Origin of the sequence: Paenibacillus sp. S-38 (genome assembly GCF_049942825.1) — a bacterium.
GTDB lineage: Bacteria > Bacillota > Bacilli > Paenibacillales > NBRC-103111 > Paenibacillus_G.
The window spans coordinates 7244023-7266037 of record NZ_CP187970.1; the positions used below are offsets into that span (position 1 = coordinate 7244023).

Here is a 22015-nt window from a genome sequence, read left to right on the forward strand (position 1 = left end):
GAAGAGCAAGCCGTCCCGGATCTCTCCTATGATCTTCCTGGCTTTATCATACCTTAGAGCGGGGTGGAATCTCTCCTGATAAAACCATCATATGGCGGAAGCGTCACCCTCCCGCAGCCGTTTTATCCGCCACGTACTGGATATCCGTCCGGTCGATCCGCCCGTCCTGATTGAGGTCAAACTGCGGTTCGTAGCCCGCCTGCTCCGCCCTCTGTCCATAATGTCCCGAGATTCGGACGAGATCGCTCAGTCCGACCCGGCCGTCGCCGTCAAAGTCCCCGGCCCCCACGTTCACCTTCAGCACGACCGCCGTACCCAGCGGGGTGACCGTACCCTGACTGTTCGAAACAGCGGAGTCAGCAAGCAGCCGGATCTCGCTCTCCCCCGCCTTGAGCGCCGTAAACTTCAGAGTGATCAGATTCGCACGTCCGCTCCGCCCCTGCACATCCCCCAGCAGGGAAGCGGTGAGCTTGGCCCGTCCTGCAGCCGAAGCCACTCTGCCGAACACGGCATTCTCCCGCTCCCGGCCGAAGTCCGGATGCAGCCCGGTCTGCATCAGCTTCAGTCGGGACGGATCGTACTCCAGCTTGGCCAGGAAGCCGTAGAGATCCTGAGCCCCTTCTGCCTTCACCGTCACTTCCAGCACCGATCCGGCTTCCACCATGCCCTTCTTGGCCTGCAGGCCAAGCAGACCCGCCGGTCCCGGCTCCGGGCCATAAGCGGAAGTCGTGACCGTGACGCTCGGGTTGTTCAGACTCACATTCCCCGCCGCATCGCGGGCTTTCAGGGTGAACACATAGACGGTTTCCGGCGAGAGGCCCGAGGCCCGGTAGCTGTACACCGCTCCGCTGACAGTATCCAGCAACTCCTCGTTCCTGTAAATCTCATAGGCGGTTACGCCGTTGAGATCCGCGGCCGGAACCCAGTACAGCTCGGCCTCCGCATAGGTTACGCCGCTGACGGTCACGGCTTCCCCGGACGGCCACTCGGGTGCCGCTGTATCTTCCGGCTCAGGCTCCTGTCCTGTCGTGAAGGTAACGGAAGGGTTCGCTGTACTCCGGTTGCCTGCAGCGTCTTCCGCCGCCAAGCTGAACGTGTAGGCTGTCCCCGGCTTCAGGCCGCTGATCCCGTAGGTAACTGCCGTGACGGGAAGCTCGGCCGTTTTCACTCCGTCCTGCAGTAGGATGTACTTCGCAACCCCCACGTTATCCGATGCGGGCCGCCAAGCCAGCTTCGCTGCCGAATAGGTCACGTCCGTCACGGTGAGTTCGCTGCCGGCCGGCCATACGGGCGCCTGCGTATCCGCGGGTTCACCAGTTCGGATCTTGAACAGCGTGTTCCCCAGCAGGCCGTACCATGTGCCGTCCCTTTGAACCAGCTTTTTCATAGAGGCGAAGTCCAGCACCGGTTTATCGCTGTCAGGCGTATAATAGAAGGTTTTTCCGTTCACGGAATAGAATAAAGCTCCATTTGCCCCAAGCCCCTGGATTCGCTTGGTTTCGCCGAGCGTATAGGTCAGCTGACGGTCCTCGCCCTGCGGAGATTGAAGCACCACCTGCGCATGAGAGAAGGGGGTTGCCTTCAAATAAGCGGTCCACCCTCCACGGGTCACGGCCCTCTTTTCGAAATCGGGTTCAGATAACCCATAGGACAGCGAGGTCTCCTGCCCGGACTTCACGTCGTACTTCGAGACCCCTCCGGAGGAATAAATCAATACGATATCCCCGTCCACCTGGAACGCTTCGATAACGGACCCTTGTCCAGTATGGATATGTGTAATGCTTCCGTCCGCTTTCGACCTTCCGAACCCATAGTAAGTGGAGAACCAGACGTCTCCTTCCGGTGTAAGCTCCGCCTTAAGGACGGAGGGAAGGTGCGGATACCCGCTTACGATCTCCCGAGTTTCGCCTGTAACCCTATGCTTCACCAGGAGCTTGCCTGAGTCATAATACATCATGTAGCTCCCTCTCCACTGCACGCTTCCGATCTGGGTCACCTCTCCGTCCTTCCATTGATAGGTAGGCCCGTCGTAGGAAGAATCCTTGTCTTTCACCGTGAAGATGACCTGCCCGGACTGCAGCGATGCGGAACGGAACAGCTGGTTCGCACCTGCGGTATGGATCAGCGTCTCTCCGCCGCCCGCCCGGCTCTTGAGCTTGAGCTCCTTCTGAGGGGTCAGATACAGGTAATGCACCGCATCAAAATCCAGCAGTTCGCCCCCCACCTGCCCCACCTTTACTGCGTGCTCGCTGTTATGGGTATAAAATTGGCTCGATTCCTTAACCTGCCTACCCGAGCTGTCTTCGGCGGTCACCGTGATGTCGAGCAGCTGCCCGTCATAATCGCTGAGGAGAATCCATTTGTCCAAGCTGCCGGCTCCCGTGCTGTTGTAGATTCCTTTGCCTTGAGAGGAGACGGATATGCGGACCTGGGGTGCACCCAAATCATCGCTCGCGGAAGCCTTGATGTGCAGCGGACTTTTCACTACGGAGAGATTCGCAGGCAGCTGCGTCTTCAGGACCGGGAAATGATCGTGCTGGAACGCGAGCTCAGCTTCTCCCTTATTCCCGAAGTGATCTACAGCCGTGACCTTCACCGTCTTCTGTCCCTTAGGCAAGCCCGAGAGAGACATCTCACCCTGCCAGTAGCATTTGACGGAGCAGTACTGATGCACGACAGCGGTCCGACCGTCGACCTCCATGGTTACTTCCTTTAATTCGACACTGTGATAAATATTTCCGACCCTCACCACCAGTTTATCGTCAGAGGGAATTTCGGCCGACAAGCCGGTCACCGTTACGGTATGTTCTTCGGCCGAAGCAGACAAGGGAACCAGCATCATCAGGAACAAGCAGCAGAGTGTGAACAACAGGCGGCGGTACGGTTTCATCCAATTCATCATCCCTTCAAAAAGTTGAATGGTCATCCAGGTTTCTTCTTCTCGTCACACAGCTGTTCCTAGTACGATTCGTCTTCTGCGGTGAAAACCCTATCATAAACTGGAGTTATATTCTAAAATTAACTTTATATAGGAACATTCCATGCCGAATAACCGGTTGAATGAAGCCAACCGGTTTTCTCTCGCGCCCGGCGTTATGGTACGATGAGGACAAGGAGGGATTACTTATGATGAAAGCACTCGTACTGCTGGGGCCGGGCAAGCCTGACACCCTTCAAATCGCGGAGCTGCCGCTGCCTGAGCCCGGACCGGGAGAAATCCGCGTCCGTATCCATGCCGCGGGCCTCAACCCCGTCGACTACAAGGTGGCGGCGAACGGCCATCCAGACTGGGTCTATCCCTTCGTTCCGGGGGTGGACGGCGCGGGCATTGTCGATGCCGTAGGCGACGGGGTCACGGAATGGAAGCCCGGCGACCGGGCCGCCTATCACGGCAGCTTTACGAAGCCGGGTACGTTCGCCGAGTATGCGGTCACTACCGCACACACCGCCGCACGGATTCCCGAGGAGCTCACGTTCGAAGAAGCAGCCGCCTTTCCCTGCGCAGGGCTGACGGCTTACCAGGCACTGCGTCGCAAAATGAACCTGCAGGAAGGCCAGTCTGTCCTGATCCATGCGGGAGCCGGAGGCGTCGGGGGCTATGCGATTCAACTCGCCAAGGTGTTCGGGGCATCGAAGATTCTGGCCACAGCGTCACCTGCCAATTTTGACTATGTAAGGGGCCTAGGGGCCGACGAAGTCATCGACTACAACACAGAGGATGTGCATGCACGGGTCATGGAGCTGACGGACGGCCTCGGCGTCGGTCTCATCCTGAACTCCGTCAACCGCAAGACGGCGCAGGCCGACCTCTCCATGCTGGCTTTCGGCGGACAGCTGGCCGTCATTGCGGGAGCGCCCGAGAACGTGGCGGACTTCCAGCCGTCGACCAAGACGTTCTCCGTCCACAAGCTGATGCTCGGCGGGGCCCACGGTTCGGGCAATCTCCGGGCGGAGCGCGACCTGGCCGTGATGGCCGGCGAGTTCATGGAGCTGCTGCGTACCCGCCGCATTCAGGCTATGGTCACCGAGACGCTCGCTCTTGAAGATGTGCCAGCCGCGCTCACCCGGATGTCAGAGCGTCATGTCCGGGGTAAGATGGTAGTGAAGTTCTGAACCTGTCCCCTTTGGGGAAGGATGAATGGTAATCATCCAAAAGGAGGCTGTTCCATGAAAGAGGTTGCGTTGGGTGCTGTGAACGAGTTCACGACCTTCCCCGCCGAGGTGGAAGTCGAGTCGAAGGCTTACTTCGTGCTGAAGGAGCTGGATACCTATCATCTCGTCTCGCGGACCTGTCCGCATGCCGGTGCCCGGGTCGAAGCCGAAGACGGCGAGCTGGTGTGTCCGCTGCACGGCTGGACCTTCGATGAGCACAACGGCGCCTGTCTGAACGTGCCGGTGAAGCGGCTCGCGTCCTATCCGGTCGAGGTGCGGGACGGGCAGCTTATCGCGCAGATGGAAGAGTAGCAGAGGAAGGCCCGGCACCGCTGGGGCGCCGGGCGTCTTCTGGAAGGAACGGAACCAGAAAATCCGTACATACGGAGGAGGCCGCGATGAGCCAATCCCTCGCCGTCCTGATTGTCCATGGAATGGGACAGCAAAAAGAAACGTACGCCGACGAGCTGAAGGAGCAGCTCGCAGATGCCTACCGGCTGCGGTCGGAAGATCCGGAGGCCGCTTCCACCCACTTATGCATGGAGGCGGTTCAGTGGTCCCATGTCTTCGAGTCCGGTGAAGAGGAGCTCTTCGACCGGCTCGTCAGCCGGCATGACCTGCGGTACCAAGGTCTGCGGCGGTTCATTATCCACTACCTGGCGGACGCCATCGCCTACCAGCCGGTGGAGACCGCCGAGCATAACTATGACGCCGTGCACCATACGATCAGCCGGTCGCTCCAGCGGCTGTCGGAGCGCTGCGGTCCCGCCGCCCCGCTCTGCGTCATCGCCCACAGTCTCGGGGCGGTGATTGCCAGCAACTACTTTTATGATCTGCAGTATGGAGTGAGACCGCCTGCAGCCGAAGCCGACACCCCGATGGAGCTGGGGGATACGCTGGCCCTGTTCTATTCCATAGGCACGACTCTGCCCTTGTGGAGCCTGAGATACCGGAATTTCAACCGGCCTATCTCGGTTCCGTCGCGGAGACTGCACAGCCTCCACCCCGCCGTGGCCGGCGAATGGGTCAACTTCTACGACAAGGACGATATTCTCGGCTATCCGCTGCGGAGCATCGATCCGGCTTACGAAGAGGCCGTGCGTGAGGATTACGAGGTGCGGATCAGCGACTGGCTGCGCGGGTGGAATCCGCTCTGTCACAGCGAATACCTGAGAAGTCCCGAGGTGATCGGCCGCATGGCGGACGGGCTCGTGCGGACCTGGCGCGCAGTGAATGGCGGTCAGGAGTAGGGCTCAGAGGAGCTGCGGGACGTTGGGAGGGCCGTCGGGGCGGTGGGATGAGCGGGTGAGCGGTGGGACTTCCGGTGGGACTTGCGGTGGAACAGCGGGAGGGCCAGTGCCGCTGCCAAGGCAATGTCGGCAGCAGGGGCCTGCTGAAGATCATCCTGTCTGCAGTGAGGTACGGTATCAGTAACGCTGGCGGCCGCCGATGAGGGTACGGGCAGGTGCCTCATCGGGATGACGATGGCTGCGCTGGGCAGGCGTCACTGTACAAAGCCTGACCGCCTTCTCACCCGCTGCGCTGCTTCTCGGTTCATTCAAACGCCGCTCGGCGAAGCAAAAGAGAGAGGCATCCGGTTCAATGGGCCGGATGCCTCTCTCTTTCTCGCCTTCTACTTCAACAGCTTGAGGAACTCCCGCATGAAGCCCGGCAGATCCGGCCAGGCATGGCCGGTGACCAGCTTGCCGTCCACATGCAGCGGGTCCTTCGCGTACGTCGCGCCAAGCTGCTCGACATCCAGCCGGCAGGCCGTATATGCCGTCAGCGTACGGCCTTCGAAGAAGCTCGTATCCTTCAGCGCAGAGAACACCTGCGCCGCATGACAGATCGCGCCAACCGGCTTGTCCGCTTCGAAGAAGTGGCGCAGGATGCGCGGCAGGTTCTCATCCGAGCGGATGTACTCCGGCGCCCGGCCGCCCGGGATGATCACCCCGTCGTAATCCTCCGGATTCACATCCGCGAACCCGATGTTCGACGGCAGCAGATGCCCCGGCTTCTCCGTATACGTCTCCCACCCTTCCACGAAATCATGGACAACGGTGTGCAGCACCTTTTTGGTCGGCGAGGCAATCACCGGTTCATACCCTTCCTCCTGAATCCGGAAGTACGGATAATAGACTTCCAGCACTTCACACGCGTCGCCGGTCAGAATCAGAATCTTCTTGGACATGGGATCACTCCTCAGCTTGGATATGGAAAAGTCTGGAGTACGTTCTTCTTCATTATGAGGAACCCGGCTTTCGTTGTAAATGGGTGGAAAATGTCGAAGAAGAGAGCTTACCGTGAAGAGGGGGGGCCGCCGATCCTAGTACTGGCAGATCCTGAGGGTATTGCTGCCAAGCTTCTAAACTACAACAGGACCCTTCGTGAGCCGAAAGGTCCTCATTGATGGTCATGCGGGGATAGAATTGCGGGGAAGGACGTGCAGAGAAAAGGCAAGCTTGTACCATCCATGCCATATGCTATGCACCGGCCATGGCGACCGGAAGCTCCTCGCGAAGCCACTGCATCTCTTCGGCGAGCACACGGGCCGGGTCGGGGCCGAACCATTCGAGAGAAGCATAGTGATCCGTCTCGCGGATCGCCTCCAGGATCGGCCGGTAGTCGACCACGCCCTCACGGAGCGGAACCATACCGGTCCGGCTGCCGCTGGGGGCATACACATTGTGCGGGGCGAAGACACCGAGGTGGCTCCGGTCGGTAATATTCTTCATATGGTAGTGCATCACCCAAGGCTCCAGCTTCCGGAGGCCTTCGACCGGATCGGTTCCCCCTTCCCAGACATGCAGAAAGTCGAGGTTGATCTTCAGCGCCGGGTGGTTCACCATCCGCAGCAGATCGAGCGCGGACTCCACGGTGTCGGTGAGAGTGCCGGGGTGCATTTCGAGCAGCAGGTACACGCCCTGCTCCCCGCACAGCTCGCATAAGCGGTGCAGGTTCTCCGCGTACAGCGGGCGCTCCGCCGCCGGAACATCGCGGCTGCCGAGCTGTCCGGCAAACGTGCGGACGCGCGGGGTGCCGAACCAGCGGGCGAGCGAGATCAGGCGCTGGCACTTATCCAGCACCGCCTGGCGGTCCGCCTGGGGCGAGATGTCCAGGTAATCGCTGACCATAGAGATCCCCATGCCGGAGGCGTGCAGCCGCTGCAGGTGATCCCATGCCGTGACGCGTTCGTTCTCGTACAGCTGCTGGGCATGGGTCCCCCACAGCTCGATCCCGTCGAACTGCAGGCGGGAAGCCAGCCGGACCAGGTCGCCGAAGGAGACGAGCTGGTGGCGGAACGAAATCGTGCAGAGGGAGGTTTTCATAACGTCACACCTTTCCTGTAGTAAGCTCCGCTCCGGCCGCTGTGGTGGCGAAATGTGCGATATACGGCCGGCACAGCGGCATCCAGGCCTCGTAAGGCGTGTGGCTCGCCGAGGCAAGGAGCGACAGCGGCGTCTGCGAGGCGAAAACGCCGGAGCGCACGGCCGGCGTATACAGCGCCGGCGAGCCTGCCAGCGGCTGCTGGAACACAGCGGTGTCGGCAGGGTGGCCGGAAGCCCGGGCGCCTGCGGCAGCAGCAGCAGGTCCGCTGTCCGCGGTGCCGCCTGCCTCCACTGCCGAATCCGGGCCTAAGCCCGCGCCGCTGCCTTCAGCCGGCCCTGCGGCTGTCAGCACGCCGGTCTGGCTTGGCGTGACGGTTCCAGTCCCGGCTGCCGGCAAGAGGGCCAGCGGCCGCTGGAACACGGCGGCCGCGTCGGCCAGTCCGCCCGCAAGCGTGCCCTGCGGGCCGGGGCCTGCGGCACGGCCAGCGCGCAGCACGGCCTCCCGCTCCGCCAGCCGTGCGGCCAGCTGCGGCATGACCTGCTCCGGCGCATAGCGCCCGAGCCCGGCCAAGGCCTCGACCCGCATCGCCGCTAGCCGCGGTTCGTCCCGCAGCAGGCCGAGCAGCTTGGCGGCCGCCTCCGCCGGGTCGATCTGCGGGCACGGCCCGGACCAGTCGACGCCGACCAGCACGGCGTCCCGGCCGTCCTCCACCAGCTCGCGGAAGCCGTCCCACGCGGTGCAGAGCACCGGCAGGCCCCAGGCCTTGGCCTCGATCAGATTGTAGCCGAACGTCTCGCCTGGATCGGTCGAGAAGTTCAGGAGCACGTCGGCCGAGCGGAACAGTGCGTCTTTGACCTCGCCCGACACCGGGCCGGTGAAGGTTACGCTCTCCTGCAGGCCGTACGCCTCCACCCTCTCCTCGAGGAGAGAGCGGTAGGCAGTGATCTGCTCCGGCGTGCGCCCCGTGTATTCCCCGGCGACGCTCAGATGTACGTCCGGGTAAAAGGCCCTCACCGCATGGAACATGTCCAGCAGCACATGGACGTTCTTCACGTCCTCCAGCCGGCCCATGCAGAGCAGCTGCTTCACGCGGTTCGCCTCCGTGCGCAGCGGCCTGGCAGGCTCCGTGCGGATGCACAGCGGAGCCCGGAAGGCCTCAGCGTAAGCCGGCGAAAGCGCCAGGAGCGCCTCTCTCGCCGTATCCGTCGCGCAGAGCAGCGTATCGCCTTCCCGCAGCAGCGGCGCGATGGCCAGCCACTGCTTCATCCACCATTCGGAGCCGACCGAATGGGCGAGGAAGAAGAGATTGAGCGGCACCTCCGCGCGATTGCGGGCCAGAAGCAGGTACGGGATCAGGGGCGTCAGGTTCGCATACAGCGTGCTCACGCCGTAATGCGCGCAGAGCTCCGCCAAGGCCTGCCCCTTGGCTTCCGCCTTCGCGAGGAAGCCCGTCGGGTCCCGGGACGGATCGCCGCCGGCCCATTTCATGAGCTTCAGCGGAGGGATCGGCACGAGCTCGGCGTACTCGCCCAGCGCGCCGACCCACTCGCTGTCGATCGCCCGCTCGTTGACCCGACCGGCCTGGCCGCCGATATAGCCGATGCGCAGTGGGCTAGACATGGCCCACCCCGGCCGGCTCGGCCGCCCGGCCCTCCATCGCTTCGCACCACAAGCCGAACTGGCGCTGCAGCTCGCCTTTGATGCGGAATTCGATCTCATCCGCTTTGTCGATCGTCTCGAAGAGCTGGGGCAGGATCGACCTGCGTCCGGTCATGGACAGCTTGACCGCCAAATATTGGGCGTTGTTAAACGCACTTACCAAGTCGCGTATCTCTTGGCACCAGTCTTCATAATTCTGCTTCGGCAGCTTCAGCGTGTCGTCGAAGAACATCAGGGCATAATCGTAGCTGTACTTGCGGATCACAAGGATATTGAGCTGCTTCACCGCGCGGGTCAGCAGAGGCAGATCCCACCCGTGGTTCCCTTCCGCCATGTCGATGACCAGCCGGCGCAGACGCGAGACCAGTTCATTGTCCTCCGGGTGAAACGTCGTCAGAAAATGGTCGCGGACCGTCTCGAACGACGGCTCCTGCACGGTCTCCGCATCCACATAGAAGCCACCGCCGAACTCGTTGCCGAGGATCGCTTCGATCACGCGGTCCCGGCTCACATTCCCCTCCCACCGGAAGTCGGGGTCGAACATAAACCATTCGTCCTCCTTCTCCGTCTTCGAGATCATGAGGTAGTGGGGAAACGGTTTCTGCTGGAACTTGTTCTCCCGCTCCGGCATCAGCGACATGTCGATCTGCACGATGAGGTAGCGGTGCTCCGGTTTGTTCTCGAGCAGCTCCAGGAACACCTTCAGGTTCTCCTCCCGGCTTCGGGCGGCATCGTACCACTCGTGCACCTTCAGGCCGAAGAACTGTTCGTAGGTGTTCAGGAAGGCATCATGCCCGATCCGGTCGGAGAAATAGGTGATCTCCCCTCCGTCCGTAATATCGAAGTCGGAATCCCATATGCCGAAATAGTAGGACCGGTAATCGACGCTGCTGCGCCGTTTGACGATCTCGCAGAGGCAGGAGATCAGGCAGTGAACCTTGATCATACGCCCTGCCCCGCCGCATCCAGCGGCCGCAGCTCCGCCATGAAGTCCAGCAGTGCGCCGACCGTATCGAGCCCCTGGAAGTCCAGCTCCTCTTCGGGCACCGCCAGCTTCAGTTCTTCTTCTATGTACACGATCAGCTGCAGCAGCCGTACCGAGTCCACATAAAGATCCGCGTTCAGCCGCAGCGAATCGTCCAGGGTCTCCCGCTTCGCCGCTTCCGGCAGCTCCAGGTTCTCGGTCAGCAGGCGCTTCAGGCCTTGTCTTAATTCCTCGCGGTTCATCGGGTCGCATCCTCCATTTCCAGCCGTTTGCGGCTGATCTTGCCTGTCGGGTTTTTCGGTATGGCCGTTACGAATTCGATATCCGCCGGCACCTTGTAAGCGGGCAGCCGCCCCAGGCACACATCCCGCACATCGTCGGCGGAGACCCGTCCGGACGCCACGATCCGGGCCTTGACGATCTCGCCCATCACCGGATGGCGGCCCCGGTACACGACCGCTTCAGCCACTCCCGGTATGCTGAGCAGCACCTCTTCGACCTCGAGCGGAAATACTTTGAGCCCCGACACATTGATGACGTCATCGATCCGCGACAGCAGGTGAATATGCCCGGAAGGGGCAATATAGCCAAGGTCACCGGTCGCAATGCGCCCGGCCTTGCCGGTCACGGCGAGCTCCGACGGCTGCGCCTCCTCCCGGCTGTCCAGCTCGAGCTTCCAGTGCCGCAGCGGCAGCCCCATATCCGTCGCGGCTTCCATCCGCGGAGAAATCGAGATGCAGCCCGCCTCCGAGCAGCCGTACTGCTGCAGCAGCGTGTCCGCAAGCCCGCCGAGCTTCGAGAACAGCGGTGCCGGCATCGGCGCGCCGGAGGTCATCAGCTTGTGGAAGCGCAGCCCTTCCTGGCTGAAGCCTGTCAGCATGTGAAACAGTGTCGGCACGCCGTACACGATGTGCTTCGGCGTATCGCGGATGACGCTCAGCGCGAACTTCGGGTTCTTGTTGGTCACGATCACCGGGCTCACGCCACGCTCGAGGGTCGCCAGCACGCCGCACAGGAGCCCGTAGGAGTGCGTCACCGACGCCAGCACCACGGGCGTCTCTCCCGTATCGGCGGGAATCGCTTCGTTGTAGGCGGCGATCTCCTCCGCCACCGCGCTCCAGGAGCGGCGGATGAGCTTGGCGCCGCCTGTCGTGCCGGAGCTGAAGCTGTAGAGCGACGGCTCCTCCTGGGCCGCCGGCTCATCGGGCAGCACTTGGCACTGCTCCGGGGTGCCGAAGACGAGCGCATAAGCTCCCGCCTGGCGTGCCGAGGCCAAGGCCGTCTCCAGCGGCGTATCGGCCGCCAGCAGCAGCACCGAGCCGCCCCGCTCCCGCAGGAAGAGCACGAGCGTGACCACGTCGGCCGGGGAGCTCAGGCACAGCGCATAGAGCCGGCCCTCCGGCTTGCGAAAATGTTCGAGCGTCCCGTAAGCATCCAGACGCGCACTGGCATCCGATGCGGAGAAGCGTTCACGGTTCACGGTAAACATCATGTTCCTCCTTTTAGACAATGTGGACTGTATGGATAGGTTGAAAAGGTTGGAAGTATCGAAAAGGCTGGACTGCAGATCAGACGCCCACCGTCTGCAGCTCCCCGCCGGTTATCTCGCGCTCCCGTACATGGTACAGGGGATTCGGCACGTCATGGCTGCAGCCCCCCCGCTCTTCGGCAGGAACAAGCCGGCGCTTCGTCAGCTGTTCGACCCGGGTCTCCGGCACGAACAGGTCCAGTGTCCGGAACCGCTCCTCGTACTGCGGGAACCGGATGCGGTAGCTCTCCAGCAGATCCGCCGCCAGCGTCCAAAAGCGGGATTCCTCATAGCCGTACCGGTCCGCCAGCGTCAGTGCCAGCTCCCCGAGATTAATGAAGAACAGCGCGCCGAGCGTCAGCCCCCGCACGGTGGACAGGCTCCCCGCCTCGAACGAGGTGCCGGGCCCCCCATGGCGGTAGATCTCGTGGACCGCCGGGAAGTCCGGGCAGCGCTCCGGCTCCCGCAGGAAGTCGCGGGTATAGAGCACATCCTCGTGAAAATCCTTCAGTGCCGCCCGGACCGGCATGCCGCCCCGGTGCACCAGCACCATGTTCTGCGCATGCGATTCGAGCGCGATGCCGTGGGCCACCGCCAGATGTACGACCGGCAGTACGCACGTCTTGAACAGCCGGCGCAGCCAGCTCTCGACACCGATGGACTCCAGCCACGGGGCGATGAACAGTGACCCGTCCAGCTCCCGCGAGCACAGGGCATGGAACGGCACGGCCTCCTCGCCCGGCTCCAGGTAACGGTGTACGCTCTCGCGCCAGATGCAGCCGAGCGAGCCTGCCGAGCCGCCCGAGCGCGAGCCGTCTCCTGCCTCATGCGGAGGATCGTATGATACGCCTGCGAACTCGCCGAGCAGGATCAGCTTCGTCTCCTCCCGCAGGTACGGGTCGGAGGCGGCAATGCCCTTCAGCCAGCCGGTAATCGGCGGCGCGGTCACGACGAAGTGCGGCAGCAGCTCACGCGACGAAGACGTGTTGATAAGGTCCATCGACAGCTTCGCGTAGGCTTTGCGCGGATTCGTACGGTTCGACAGCGTGCGGATCGACTGCTGGGGCACGTACAGATCCCCTGCCGTCCCGAGCGATACGATCCGCCCGTCGCGGATATCCCGGAAGAAGCGGCCGGCCGTGTGCCGGCGCCACTGCCACGGGTGCACCGGGAGGAACACGTAAGCCTCCGGTGCATACCCCTGCTTCCGCAGCTCCGCACGGAAGCTCTCCAGCTGGGGAGCCCCGAGCTCGGCGGCGATCAGGTCGTCGTAGTTCTCCCCGGGGGATACCGCAACCCGCGTACAATCCCGGCGCACCGCCACCCACTGCAGCTGCAGCGAGGGCTTGAACTCGGGGCCGTAGGCCAGCTGGTCCGCATAGTCGAAGCCGACGCGCGACTTGTAAGCCGGATGGTACGGATGACCGTCCATCGCGTCGCCTTCGAGGTCGTCGTAGGCTTTGCCCCGCAGCAGGTTCCAGCTCTGTGTCCGCCGGTACTGCGCCAGCGTATCGTTGAGCAGCGTGCCTTCCATCTCGCCCACGAACGAGCGGAGCTTCTCCGGGCTGAAGCCCTGAAGCGGACCGAGCACCTCTTCCACGAAGCCCGCCAGACTCGCCGCCTCTTCCTCCCGGTCGCCGGCCAGGCGCCGCACGGGCTCATCCGTAAGCCGGATGCGGCCGAACGTCAGGCTCCGCCGGCCCCCGCACTGATACGCAACGGGCCTTCCGTCCGCGTCCCGGCCGTGCAGGGTGAAGCGCGTGTGCCCCGCCTCTTCGGCGGTATCCGCCGTCACCACGCCCTCGTACAGGAGCGATTCGACCAGCTGGCGGAACACTCTCCGGCGCACCGTGACATAGACGGGCGAGCGGAGTGCTTCGCTGAGCGTTCTAAGACCTTGCTCTGTTTCCATCATGGAATGGATTCCTCCTGAATGGCTCTTCTAAGATAACCCGCAGCCTGCCGGGCAGGCCCGGGATTAAGATCGGTTCAAGGCCGCCGCACGCCCTCTCAGCAGGAGGACGAACAGCGCCAGGTTCAAGATGCAGATTGCCGCGCTGCTCACGAACGGAACGGCAAGTCCCGCACCGGCCACCAGAGTGGAGGCCAGGAGGGGCGAGGCCAGCTCGCCCATGTTCTGGCACGAGACCATCACGCTGTAGTGGAACGACAGGTGCGGCCCGCTGCTGTGCTGGAACAGGAGCACGTCGAGCGACGCCATCGTGATGGCGAGGAACAGGCCGTACATCAGGCGCCCGAGCACGAGCAGGGCCAGAGAGTTCGCCTCCCCCTGCAGGTACAGGCCTCCGGCCATCACCGCCACGCCGAGCACATAGACGTTCGTCAGCTTCTCCGGCACGCAGAGCCGCTTGATCAGCGGCATCGCCGCCACGGCCATCGCATTCGGGATGAGGAAGAGCAGGCTGAGCGCGCCCGCCCGGAGCGCGAACGTCTCCTGGGAATACTGGGTAAAAAAGGGCCGGATCAGGTTGTTCGCCACCGTCAGCGTGAAGAAGACACTGCCGAGCACGAGGAGAAAACCGCTCCACCGGCGCAGTCCGCCGGATGGCTTCTCCCCTTCGGGCTGCCCCTCCCGCTCCCGGCTGCCGAAGCCCCGCAGCGCCCAGACGCACAGTCCGAGCTGAACGACGTCCACCGCTGCCGCCAGGTAGAACAGGCTCAGGGGATTCTCCATTGTCATCATGCGTGCTCCGGCCAGCGTCGACAGAATGATCGCCAGGTGGTAGACCGCATGGAACTTGCCTGCGGTCGCCGCATTGCTTCCGTTACCGGACAGCGAAACCATCAGCGGGTAGATCAGCATGTAGCTGCTTTTGAACAGGAGCAGGAGCACGGTGAAGGCAAGGAAAGCCCCCGCCGTATCGGCCGTGGCCATCATAGCGGTGAACACCGCCGTGCCCGCCTGCCCGAAGAACAGCAGCCGCTTCGGGTCGAACCGGCGTGAGAGCAGCCCCCACAGCGGGGAACAGAGCACCACGGTCAGCCGGCAGATGAAGATGTACCAACCTGTGTAGGCGAAGTCGTCAATGCCGAACACCTTGCGGAAAAACTGCGGGTAGAACGGCGACAGGAGCACCTCGGTGAACAAGCCGAGGAACACGCAGCCGAGCAGGGCATACTGCGCCCGCGCCACACGCGCCTCGGAAGGCTGCGTGTTCAGGACAGGCAGCGTCATGACGCCCCGGGTCCTCCGGCCGCAGCTCCTGCGAGCAACGCAGCCGCCCGTTCTTCTTCCGCCCCTCCAACCGTTTGGGCTTTAGTCCCGATACCGGCTGCAGTTTGATTCGCTTGGCCTGCTGGTGCGGCAGCGCCGGCTGTCTTCTCGCCTCCTGCAGCCGCGCCAGTGGTTCGATCTCCTTCCACACTCACCCCGAACTGCTGGAACACCGTGCGCTCCTGCGGGCGGTACACTTCCCGGCCGGCCAGCGCGTTCACGATCGCACTGCTGCGGTAGGCGCCGAGCCCCAGGTCGGGCGCGCCAATGCCGTGCGTATGAAGCTCGCCGTTCTGCACGTAGATGCGGCTGTCCAGGTCCTCCTTCAGCGACAGGCGGTAATCCGCCTCCACCCCGAAGCGTCCCTCTTCGTCCCAGACGATGAGATCGCTGAGGGACTTCAGAAAGCGGGGAACCGGGTGCGCATAGCCTGTCGCGAGCACGACCATGTCGCTCTCGTGGCTGAAGACCGTGCCCTGCTCGCGGTGGCGGCAGGACAGCCGGTAACCGCTGCCCGCAGGCTCCATCGCTTCGACCTCGGTGTTCGCCAGCAGCCGTACATCAGGCTGCGCGCCGCCTACGCTTGCATCGTAGAGCGTGTCGTAGATATCCGCGATCGCCTTCGCCGAGATACCCTTGTAGAGCAGCGACTGGCGGGAACGGATCTCATCGCGCTTCGCCTGCGGCAGTCCGTAGAAGTAACGGGTGTAGTCCGGGGAAAAATGCTCCAGCCCCAGCTTCGAATACTCCATCGGGAAGAAGCCGGCGGAACGGGTGAACCAGTCGAGCCGGTAACCGCACGCCTCCTGCTCCTTCAGCAGCTCGAGGAACACCTCGGCCGCACTTTGGCCCGAGCCGATGACGGTCACCGAGCGGGCTTCCCGCAGGCGGTGGCGGCGGCTCAGGAAATCCGCCGAGTGGAACACGTTCTCCCCGAGCATCGGACGCAGGGTGGCAGGCACCGAAGGCACGCTGCCTACGCCGAGCACCAGATGACGGGTGAACACCGTCTTTGCAGCTCCCGCCTTCCCGTCGAATACCTCGACCTCGAACAGGCTCTCCTCCGCTTCCCCGTCCGCAGGCACTACCCGCCGCACGTCCGTCACCTCGCAGCCGAACCGGCAGGACGGCAGACGCTCCGACGCCCAGCGGCAGTAGTGGTCATATTCCCGGCGCGGGATATGGAACTTCTCGAGGAAGTAGAAGTGGTACAGCCTTCCCTGCTCATGCAGGTAGTTCAGGAAGGAGAGCGGGTGCGTCGGGTCGGCCATAGTCACCAGATCCGCGAAGAACGGGACCTGCAGCGTCGTGCCGTCGATCAGCATGCCCGAATGCCAGCCGAACTGCGCCTTGCGCTCGAAGAACACCGCATCGATCTCCGGGGCCTTCTGCAGCAGGGCGGCGAGGCCGAGATTGAACGGCCCGATGCCTACGCCGACGACATCGTGCACCGGCTGCCCCCTGTATGTTTTGTCGCGCTGTGCGGTTTCCCCTGTGTTACTCATCTTCCCAGCTCCGATCGAAGCGGCTCCGTTCGCAGAACATCAGGGCCCCCGTCTTGTCCGGCAGGTCCACATGCTTCTGGAACACGAATCCGCATTGTGCAAACACATGAATCATCTTGCTGTTGCGTGCATCCGGCTCGGCGATGATTTTGTCCGTCTCGCCCAGCTGGAATTGAAACGCGGTCATCGCCTGCAGCAGCGGCAGCGCATAGCCCTTGCCGAGGTACTCCGGGGGCCCGATCAGCAGGTGTATCCCCTGGTCCCCGGGCAGGGCGTCGTAATGCTTGCCGATGATGTCCCGGTCGCACCAATAGGCTTCCCAATAGCTCATCGGCACCCCGTCCAGCTCTCCGATGTAGAGCGTCTGGTGGGTATCCGCGAGGAACGCCTCGAGATGTGCGCGGTACGCTTCGCGGGAGATGTTCAGATTCCAGAACGGAATCACATGCGGCTGATGCTGCCAATCCAGCAGCCGTTCGAAGTCCTCTTCGAGCGATACCGGACGAAACGATATCCGCCGGCCGATCGCCGGATGGACGATCTCATAGACTGCGGCCTGGTCAGCCGTGTACGAGGAGCTGCTCTGCGGCGCCTTGGCGGTCAAGCTCGCCGACCTCCTTCACGAGCGGATTGTCGATCTCCACATAGACCGACTGCGCTTCAAGCGAGCCGACGAGTTCATCCATGTCGAATAGGCGCGTGAGCAGGTTCGCCTTGCACGGCAGCTTCTCGTTATGCAGCAGGGTATGGAGGAACACGGACGGTTCGCGGTTCATCGGCACGAAGGAGGCGAGCGCTTCGCGGAGCTCGGCAAGCAGTATGCGCTCATTAGCCAGCCCGGCCGTGCCGAATCCGTTAATGAGACCGAACATGTGGTTGAAAATGAGATAGTACCGGAACCGCTCGTCCGCGACTTCGTCGCTGCAGACCGTCTGGCTCTTGGCTCCGATGCCCGGCAGCTCCCGCTCCAGCAGCTCTTTGGTCGAGGAACAGAAGTAGTACCCCTGGTTATCCCGGTAGTAGAACTTGTGCGGGTAGCCGCCCTGCAGCACCACGACGCTGTTCTGCTGGTGCGCTTCGAGCGCGATGCCGTGAGTCATATACAGCCAGACCATCGGCTTCAGCGACATCCCAAGGTACAGGCGGAACCAGTCCCGGCTGACCTCCTCGGTCGTCCGGCCTTCCTTCGCCGCCAGCTCGCGGATCACGTTCGAGAGGCGGGAGGTCCGGCCCGGCAGCGGATCCTGCACGAGTCCGGCCACCAGCGTCGCCCCCTGCGCTGCTTCCCCGCGGAACGGGTTGTCGCGCAGCACGAGCTCAAACCCGGACTCTTCCTGGCCTTCCATGCGCAGCGTAAGGTAGGCCGGATCGCCCACGATATCGAACGGCGGGTATTCCTCGCGTACCCGTCCGACGCCGGTAGCCATCAGCCGCTGCACTTCCACACCGCGCTCCAGCTCCTTGAACAGGTTGACGCGAAGCGAGTTCGTGACCTTCACCGGAATCGAGAACTTCAGCATGAAGCGGGAATCCGGACGATACACCGTGCGAAGAGAAGACGTCGCATAGTACTCGCTGCCGGTCTCCCCGAGATCTTCCAGCAGCCCGGCAGTCATCCAGGCACGCACTGCCGGACGGCGGAGCAGCTCCTGCGCCTGCAGCGGATGCACCGGAATCAGCACATGCTCACCGCCTGCAATCTGCTCTTCGAGCCAAGTTTTGTCTACCAGCGGATCGCTGCGGAGTTCGTCGAGCAGCAGCTCTTCAGCCGGGCTTTCCAGCACGGAATCCTGAGCCACAATGCTGCGGTGGGCGCGGAAATAATGCAGCGGGAACGATCCCTGCAGTTCCGGCGAATACCGCGCTTGTTCTCCGTCAGGCACGCCCTGGCGGCTCTTCGGTGTCGGGTGAATGAGATGCCCGAACAGGAGCGACTGCTCCGCGTCCAGGAACGTAAAGTCGGTGCCGTACAGGGCCTCCGCGTCGTCCTTGCGGCCCTCTACGAATTCCTGGATGAGACGCGTGCTCTGGATAACCCGCAGCACGAGCTCATCGGGCTCGGATACGCTGCCCTGTGTCAGGCCCAGTTCCTTGATCAGCAGCACGGTGACCGTCAGGTAATCGCCCTGAATCCATTCGGCTTCCGTTCCCGTGCGGTAGTACACCGGAAACTGGAACAGATGGCGCCCCGTCGGGGAGATGTAGCGCACGCCGCAGCGCAGCGTGATGCCCTGCCGGTTGAGCGGAACGCTGAGATAGAGGCCCGTCGGGCTCTCCATCTCCTCCGTACCCTCCGCCCTCAGCGCGATCGCTTCCGCCGTCTCCCAGACGCCGGATTCCGTTTCGCGCAGATAGCAGTTGAGCAGGCTCTGCAGTGCCATAGGGTCTGCCGTCGTTTGGGTATCGGCCTTGTATGCCTCGTTCATCAGATGGCCCTCGCTTTCTTTTTGGCTCCATTGGATGTGTCGATCGTCAAGCTCTCCGCGCCCTTCTTGGCCGCTTGGCTTCGGGCGCCTGTGCGGTCGAGCAGGCCGCCGATCCGCTTCACTTCCTGGAGAATCCCTGCCGTATGCTCGGCCGTCGTTCTCGGATTGAGCAGCGTAAACTTCAGGCATACCCTGCCCTTCACCCGGGTGCGTGCCACTACCGCCCGCCCTTCGGCAAGCAGTTGTGCGCGGATCTCCGTATGGAGGCGGTCGGCCCTCAGGCCCGCTTCCTCTTCCGTCTCTCCCGGCAGAACCTGCGGCACGTAGCGGAACACCACGGCGTTCATCTCCGGTTCCCCAATCAGCTCGAGCTGGGGATCCTGGCGGATGAACCGGGCCGTCGCGCGTGCCGTCTCGACCGTGAAGTCGATCATCTCGCCGAAGGCCCGCCGACCCAGATGCTGCAGGGACATATAGAGCTTCAGCGCGTCGAAGCGGCGTGTCGTCTGCACGGACTTCGTCACGAGGTTCGGAATGCCGTGATCCTCGTCCTCTTCCGGGTTGAGATAGTCGGCGTTGAGCCGGATATAGTCAAAATACCGCCGCTCCTTCAGCAGGAACGCCCCGCAGGAGATCGGCTGGTAGAACATTTTGTGAAAATCGACCGTGATCGAATCCGCCAGCTCAAGCCCGCGCAGCCGCACGGCATGCGTATCGCTGAGCACCAGCGCACCGCCGTAGGCGGCGTCGGCATGCAGCCACAGCCCGTAGGTCCGGGCCAGGCCCGCCAGCTCGCGCAGCGGGTCGATGCTGCCGAAGTCGGTCGTGCCCGCCGTTGCGACGAGCGCGAACGGCAGCAGCCCTTCGGCCGTCAGCGACGCCAGGATCTCGGCGGCCGCATCGGCGCGCATCCGGTGCCGGCTGTCGACCGGCACGGTCACGACCGTCTGCTCGCCGAGGCCCAGCAGGGCGGCGGACTGCTTCACCGTAAAGTGCGCCGCCTCCGAGCACAGAATGCGCATGCGGGAGGCCTCGGGAGGAAGTCCCTTCCGCTGGATGTCCCAGCCCCACTGCCGCATGGCGAAATGGTTGCGGGCCAGGAGCAGCCCCATGAAGTTGGACTGCGTGCCGCCGCTCGTGAAGACCCCGTCGCTGCCGGGGTCATAGCCGAAGATCCCACACAGCCAGGCGGTGATCCGCTCCTCGAGCAGCGTGCCCGACATGCTCTGGTCCCACGAGTCCATCGACTGGTTCGTGCCGGAGACCAGGGCCTCAGCGGCAAGGGACACCGAGAGCGGCGGGCAGTGCAGGTGGGCGATGCAGGCCGGGTCGGTGACCACAGCGGAGTGACGCACCACCGTAGTGCCGATGCGCTCGATCAGAGCGTCGATCGGCGCCCCGTCCTCCGGACACACCGGAACCTCGCGGTACACGCGCAGCAGGCTCTGCGGATCCGCCCCGCTGTACGGACCGGGTGCCGAGGCAAAGTCGCGGATGAGCACATCCATCGCGCGGTTCATCGCCTGGCGGTATTCCTCTTGGCTGTCCTCGCTGCCGTGCAGAAACAGCCTGTCATATGGCGAGCTCATCCGAAGACCTCCTGCAGAACCCCGCACTGGGCCTCCGCTGCGGCCACCGCCTCCAGGAAAATGCCTGTGATCGCTTCGATCTGCTCTTCCGTAATGATCAGCGGAGGCAGGAAACGCACCACGCTGCCGTGGCGGCCGCCGAGCTCCAGGATCAGGCCCCGGTCGAAGCACTGGTGCTGGATGGCCTTCGCCAGCTCCGGATACGCCGGATAGCTGCCGAGCGCATCCGCTTCCGCCGCCTTGTTCACGATCTCGGCACCGACCATCAGGCCTCTGCCTCTGACTTCACCGATGCAGCCGGTCTTCTGCTGCACCCCGCGCAGGGCGCCAAGGAGCTTCACGCCCATCTTGGCGGCATGCTCGACCACACCCTCTTCGCGTATGTATTTCAGTGCGGCGGCTCCGGCTGCCATCGCCATCTGGTTGCCGCGGAAGGTGCCGGCATGCGCCCCCGGCTGCCAGGTGTCCAGCGACTCGTCGTAGACCACGACCGACAGCGGGAGCGACCCGCCGACCGCCTTCGAGATGATGAGCACATCCGGCACGATGCCGGCGTGCTCGAAGGCCCACATCCGGCCCGTCCTGCCGACGCCCGCCTGCACTTCGTCGACGATCATCGGAATCTCCCGCTCCCGGGTGATCCGGCGGATCTCCTGCAGCCAGGCTTCCGGTGCCGGGATGACGCCGCCTTCGCCCTGCACGGCTTCGAGGATGATCCCCGCCGGCGGCAGAATGCCGCTCTCCGGGTCGTCGAGCAGCCGCTCAATGTAGCGGGAGCTCAGCCGGTGGCTGTCCTCGCCGCCTTCCCCGAATGGACATCGGTACGCATAGGGGTACGGGAGGAAGTGCACGTCCGGCATCAGCCCGGACACCTCGCGCTTCGGCCCCAGGTTCCCCGTCAGGCTGAGCGCCCCGCTCGTCATGCCGTGATAGCCGCCGTGGAACGACATCATCGTGCGGCGGCCCGTGGCCGTCTTCACCAGCTTCACGGCCGCTTCGACCGCATCCGCTCCGGATGGTCCGCAGAACTGGATCCGGGCCCGTGAAGCGAACTCCGGCGGAAGGGAGGCGAACAGCTCATCGACGAACTGTTCCTTCACCGGCGTTGTCAAATCGAGTGTATGCAGAGGCAGCCCGCTGGCCAGCACCTCCTGCATCGCTTCCACCACGATCGGGTGGTTATGTCCAAGCGCGAGCGTTCCCGCTCCCGCCAGGCAGTCAAAGTAGGTCTTGCCATCGGCGTCCTTCACCGTCAGCCCGTGCGCTTCCGTCAGCGCCAGGGGAAGTTTTCTCGGGTACGTCCTCGCGCTGGATTCCCGGCGCTTCTGCAGTTCGAGGTAATGGGCATTCCCCAGGTTCATATCATGTCTCCCCTTTGCCGCATGTTTTGGGAAATTGTGACATACATCACGTTCGACCAAATTGTAAATGATTATCATTCTCATTTCAAGAACTATTTTTGCTTCACTAATGCTTTTTTCGGGGAGCGCCAAATGCCCGCAAGCCGCGCTGCTTCGTCGTTTACAGCTTACAGATCGCCTTGTCTTTCCCCCTTTTTTTGAGTATTCGCCGGTATCCTCCTCCACGCATTCTCCTGCTCATTCTC

The 22015-nt window shown here is 63.1% G+C and carries 17 protein-coding genes; 3 read left to right on the forward strand and 14 right to left on the reverse strand.

Annotated features, from left to right (window positions below; all coding sequences use genetic code 11):
* Nucleotides 1–103: 103 nt before the first annotated feature.
* Entirely contained in the window at nucleotides 104–2926 is a 2823-nt protein-coding gene (locus ACP26L_RS31615; RefSeq protein ID WP_426449551.1) for a fibronectin type III domain-containing protein, read from the reverse strand.
* Nucleotides 2927–3126: 200 nt separating this feature from the next.
* Here ACP26L_RS31615 and ACP26L_RS31620 point away from each other — a divergent pair, with 200 nt between their 5' ends.
* From ACP26L_RS31620 to ACP26L_RS31630, 3 genes are all read left to right on the forward strand, one after another.
* Nucleotides 3127–4113 (forward strand): zinc-binding dehydrogenase, encoded by a 987-nt coding sequence (locus ACP26L_RS31620; protein ID WP_426449553.1) that lies wholly within the window; start codon nucleotides 3127–3129, stop codon nucleotides 4111–4113.
* 54 nt (nucleotides 4114–4167) lie between these two features.
* Nucleotides 4168–4464, forward strand: coding sequence for a Rieske (2Fe-2S) protein (locus ACP26L_RS31625; protein WP_426449555.1), 297 nt, complete (start codon nucleotides 4168–4170; stop codon nucleotides 4462–4464).
* An 86-nt stretch (nucleotides 4465–4550) separates the two neighbouring features.
* Nucleotides 4551–5402 (forward strand): chemotaxis protein, encoded by an 852-nt coding sequence (locus ACP26L_RS31630; protein ID WP_426449557.1) that lies wholly within the window; start codon nucleotides 4551–4553, stop codon nucleotides 5400–5402.
* A gap of 383 nt (nucleotides 5403–5785) precedes the next feature.
* On the opposite strand, the gene ACP26L_RS31635 is transcribed toward ACP26L_RS31630, so the two are convergent.
* The 13 genes from ACP26L_RS31635 to ACP26L_RS31695 form a co-directional block, all read right to left on the reverse strand.
* Entirely contained in the window at nucleotides 5786–6343 is a 558-nt protein-coding gene (locus tag ACP26L_RS31635; RefSeq protein WP_013920702.1) for a DJ-1/PfpI family protein, read from the reverse strand.
* Nucleotides 6344–6635: 292 nt separating this feature from the next.
* Nucleotides 6636–7481, reverse strand: coding sequence for a sugar phosphate isomerase/epimerase family protein (locus tag ACP26L_RS31640; protein ID WP_426449559.1), 846 nt, complete (start codon nucleotides 7479–7481; stop codon nucleotides 6636–6638).
* 4 nt (nucleotides 7482–7485) lie between these two features.
* Nucleotides 7486–9102 (reverse strand): glycosyltransferase family 4 protein, encoded by a 1617-nt coding sequence (locus tag ACP26L_RS31645; protein WP_426449561.1) that lies wholly within the window; start codon nucleotides 9100–9102, stop codon nucleotides 7486–7488.
* Nucleotides 9095–10087, reverse strand: a complete 993-nt coding sequence (locus ACP26L_RS31650; protein WP_426449563.1) for a DUF6005 family protein — start codon at nucleotides 10085–10087, stop codon at nucleotides 9095–9097. Before ACP26L_RS31650 ends, ACP26L_RS31645 begins: the two co-directional genes overlap by 8 nt.
* On the reverse strand, nucleotides 10084–10368 hold the full coding sequence (locus ACP26L_RS31655; protein ID WP_426449565.1) for a phosphopantetheine-binding protein: 285 nt from the start codon (nucleotides 10366–10368) through the stop codon (nucleotides 10084–10086). Before ACP26L_RS31655 ends, ACP26L_RS31650 begins: the two co-directional genes overlap by 4 nt.
* Nucleotides 10365–11615, reverse strand: coding sequence for an AMP-binding protein (locus ACP26L_RS31660; protein ID WP_426449567.1), 1251 nt, complete (start codon nucleotides 11613–11615; stop codon nucleotides 10365–10367). The genes ACP26L_RS31655 and ACP26L_RS31660 overlap by 4 nt, the downstream gene beginning before the upstream one ends.
* A 79-nt stretch (nucleotides 11616–11694) precedes the next feature.
* Nucleotides 11695–13569 (reverse strand): IucA/IucC family protein, encoded by a 1875-nt coding sequence (locus ACP26L_RS31665; protein WP_426449569.1) that lies wholly within the window; start codon nucleotides 13567–13569, stop codon nucleotides 11695–11697.
* 63 nt (nucleotides 13570–13632) lie between these two features.
* On the reverse strand, nucleotides 13633–14850 hold the full coding sequence (locus ACP26L_RS31670) for an MFS transporter (protein ID WP_426449571.1): 1218 nt from the start codon (nucleotides 14848–14850) through the stop codon (nucleotides 13633–13635).
* Nucleotides 14847–16394: a lysine N(6)-hydroxylase/L-ornithine N(5)-oxygenase family protein gene (locus ACP26L_RS31675; protein ID WP_426449573.1), complete on the reverse strand. Its 1548-nt coding sequence runs from the start codon at nucleotides 16392–16394 to the stop codon at nucleotides 14847–14849. Before ACP26L_RS31675 ends, ACP26L_RS31670 begins: the two co-directional genes overlap by 4 nt.
* Nucleotides 16387–16998, reverse strand: a complete 612-nt coding sequence (locus ACP26L_RS31680; RefSeq protein ID WP_426449575.1) for a GNAT family N-acetyltransferase — start codon at nucleotides 16996–16998, stop codon at nucleotides 16387–16389. Before ACP26L_RS31680 ends, ACP26L_RS31675 begins: the two co-directional genes overlap by 8 nt.
* Nucleotides 16955–18820, reverse strand: coding sequence for an IucA/IucC family protein (locus ACP26L_RS31685; protein WP_426449576.1), 1866 nt, complete (start codon nucleotides 18818–18820; stop codon nucleotides 16955–16957). Before ACP26L_RS31685 ends, ACP26L_RS31680 begins: the two co-directional genes overlap by 44 nt.
* The gene (locus ACP26L_RS31690) at nucleotides 18820–20409 is read right to left on the reverse strand and encodes a pyridoxal phosphate-dependent decarboxylase family protein (protein WP_426449578.1); all 1590 of its coding nucleotides are present in this window, start codon (nucleotides 20407–20409) and stop codon (nucleotides 18820–18822) included. The genes ACP26L_RS31685 and ACP26L_RS31690 overlap by 1 nt, the downstream gene beginning before the upstream one ends.
* A complete protein-coding gene (locus ACP26L_RS31695; RefSeq protein ID WP_426449579.1) occupies nucleotides 20406–21854 on the reverse strand; it encodes a diaminobutyrate--2-oxoglutarate transaminase in 1449 nt (482 codons plus the stop codon). Before ACP26L_RS31695 ends, ACP26L_RS31690 begins: the two co-directional genes overlap by 4 nt.
* Between the last annotated feature and the right edge of the window lie 161 nt (nucleotides 21855–22015).

Bases quoted from the DNA above. Each gene is read 5' to 3' on its own strand.
- ACP26L_RS31615 (WP_426449551.1), bottom strand. From the start codon at position 2,926: ATGACCATTCAACTTTTTGAAGGGATGATGAATTGGATGAAACCGTAC.
- ACP26L_RS31620 (WP_426449553.1), top strand. From the start codon at position 3,127: ATGATGAAAGCACTCGTACTGCTGGGGCCGGGCAAGCCTGACACCCTT.
- ACP26L_RS31625 (WP_426449555.1), top strand. From the start codon at position 4,168: ATGAAAGAGGTTGCGTTGGGTGCTGTGAACGAGTTCACGACCTTCCCC.
- ACP26L_RS31630 (WP_426449557.1), top strand. From the start codon at position 4,551: ATGAGCCAATCCCTCGCCGTCCTGATTGTCCATGGAATGGGACAGCAA.
- ACP26L_RS31635 (WP_013920702.1), bottom strand. From the start codon at position 6,343: ATGTCCAAGAAGATTCTGATTCTGACCGGCGACGCGTGTGAAGTGCTG.
- ACP26L_RS31640 (WP_426449559.1), bottom strand. From the start codon at position 7,481: ATGAAAACCTCCCTCTGCACGATTTCGTTCCGCCACCAGCTCGTCTCC.
- ACP26L_RS31645 (WP_426449561.1), bottom strand. From the start codon at position 9,102: ATGTCTAGCCCACTGCGCATCGGCTATATCGGCGGCCAGGCCGGTCGG.
- ACP26L_RS31650 (WP_426449563.1), bottom strand. From the start codon at position 10,087: ATGATCAAGGTTCACTGCCTGATCTCCTGCCTCTGCGAGATCGTCAAA.
- ACP26L_RS31655 (WP_426449565.1), bottom strand. From the start codon at position 10,368: ATGAACCGCGAGGAATTAAGACAAGGCCTGAAGCGCCTGCTGACCGAG.
- ACP26L_RS31660 (WP_426449567.1), bottom strand. From the start codon at position 11,615: ATGTTTACCGTGAACCGTGAACGCTTCTCCGCATCGGATGCCAGTGCG.
- ACP26L_RS31665 (WP_426449569.1), bottom strand. From the start codon at position 13,569: ATGATGGAAACAGAGCAAGGTCTTAGAACGCTCAGCGAAGCACTCCGC.
- ACP26L_RS31670 (WP_426449571.1), bottom strand. From the start codon at position 14,850: ATGACGCTGCCTGTCCTGAACACGCAGCCTTCCGAGGCGCGTGTGGCG.
- ACP26L_RS31675 (WP_426449573.1), bottom strand. From the start codon at position 16,394: ATGAGTAACACAGGGGAAACCGCACAGCGCGACAAAACATACAGGGGG.
- ACP26L_RS31685 (WP_426449576.1), bottom strand. From the start codon at position 18,820: ATGAACGAGGCATACAAGGCCGATACCCAAACGACGGCAGACCCTATG.
- ACP26L_RS31690 (WP_426449578.1), bottom strand. From the start codon at position 20,409: ATGAGCTCGCCATATGACAGGCTGTTTCTGCACGGCAGCGAGGACAGC.
- ACP26L_RS31695 (WP_426449579.1), bottom strand. From the start codon at position 21,854: ATGAGAATGATAATCATTTACAATTTGGTCGAACGTGATGTATGTCAC.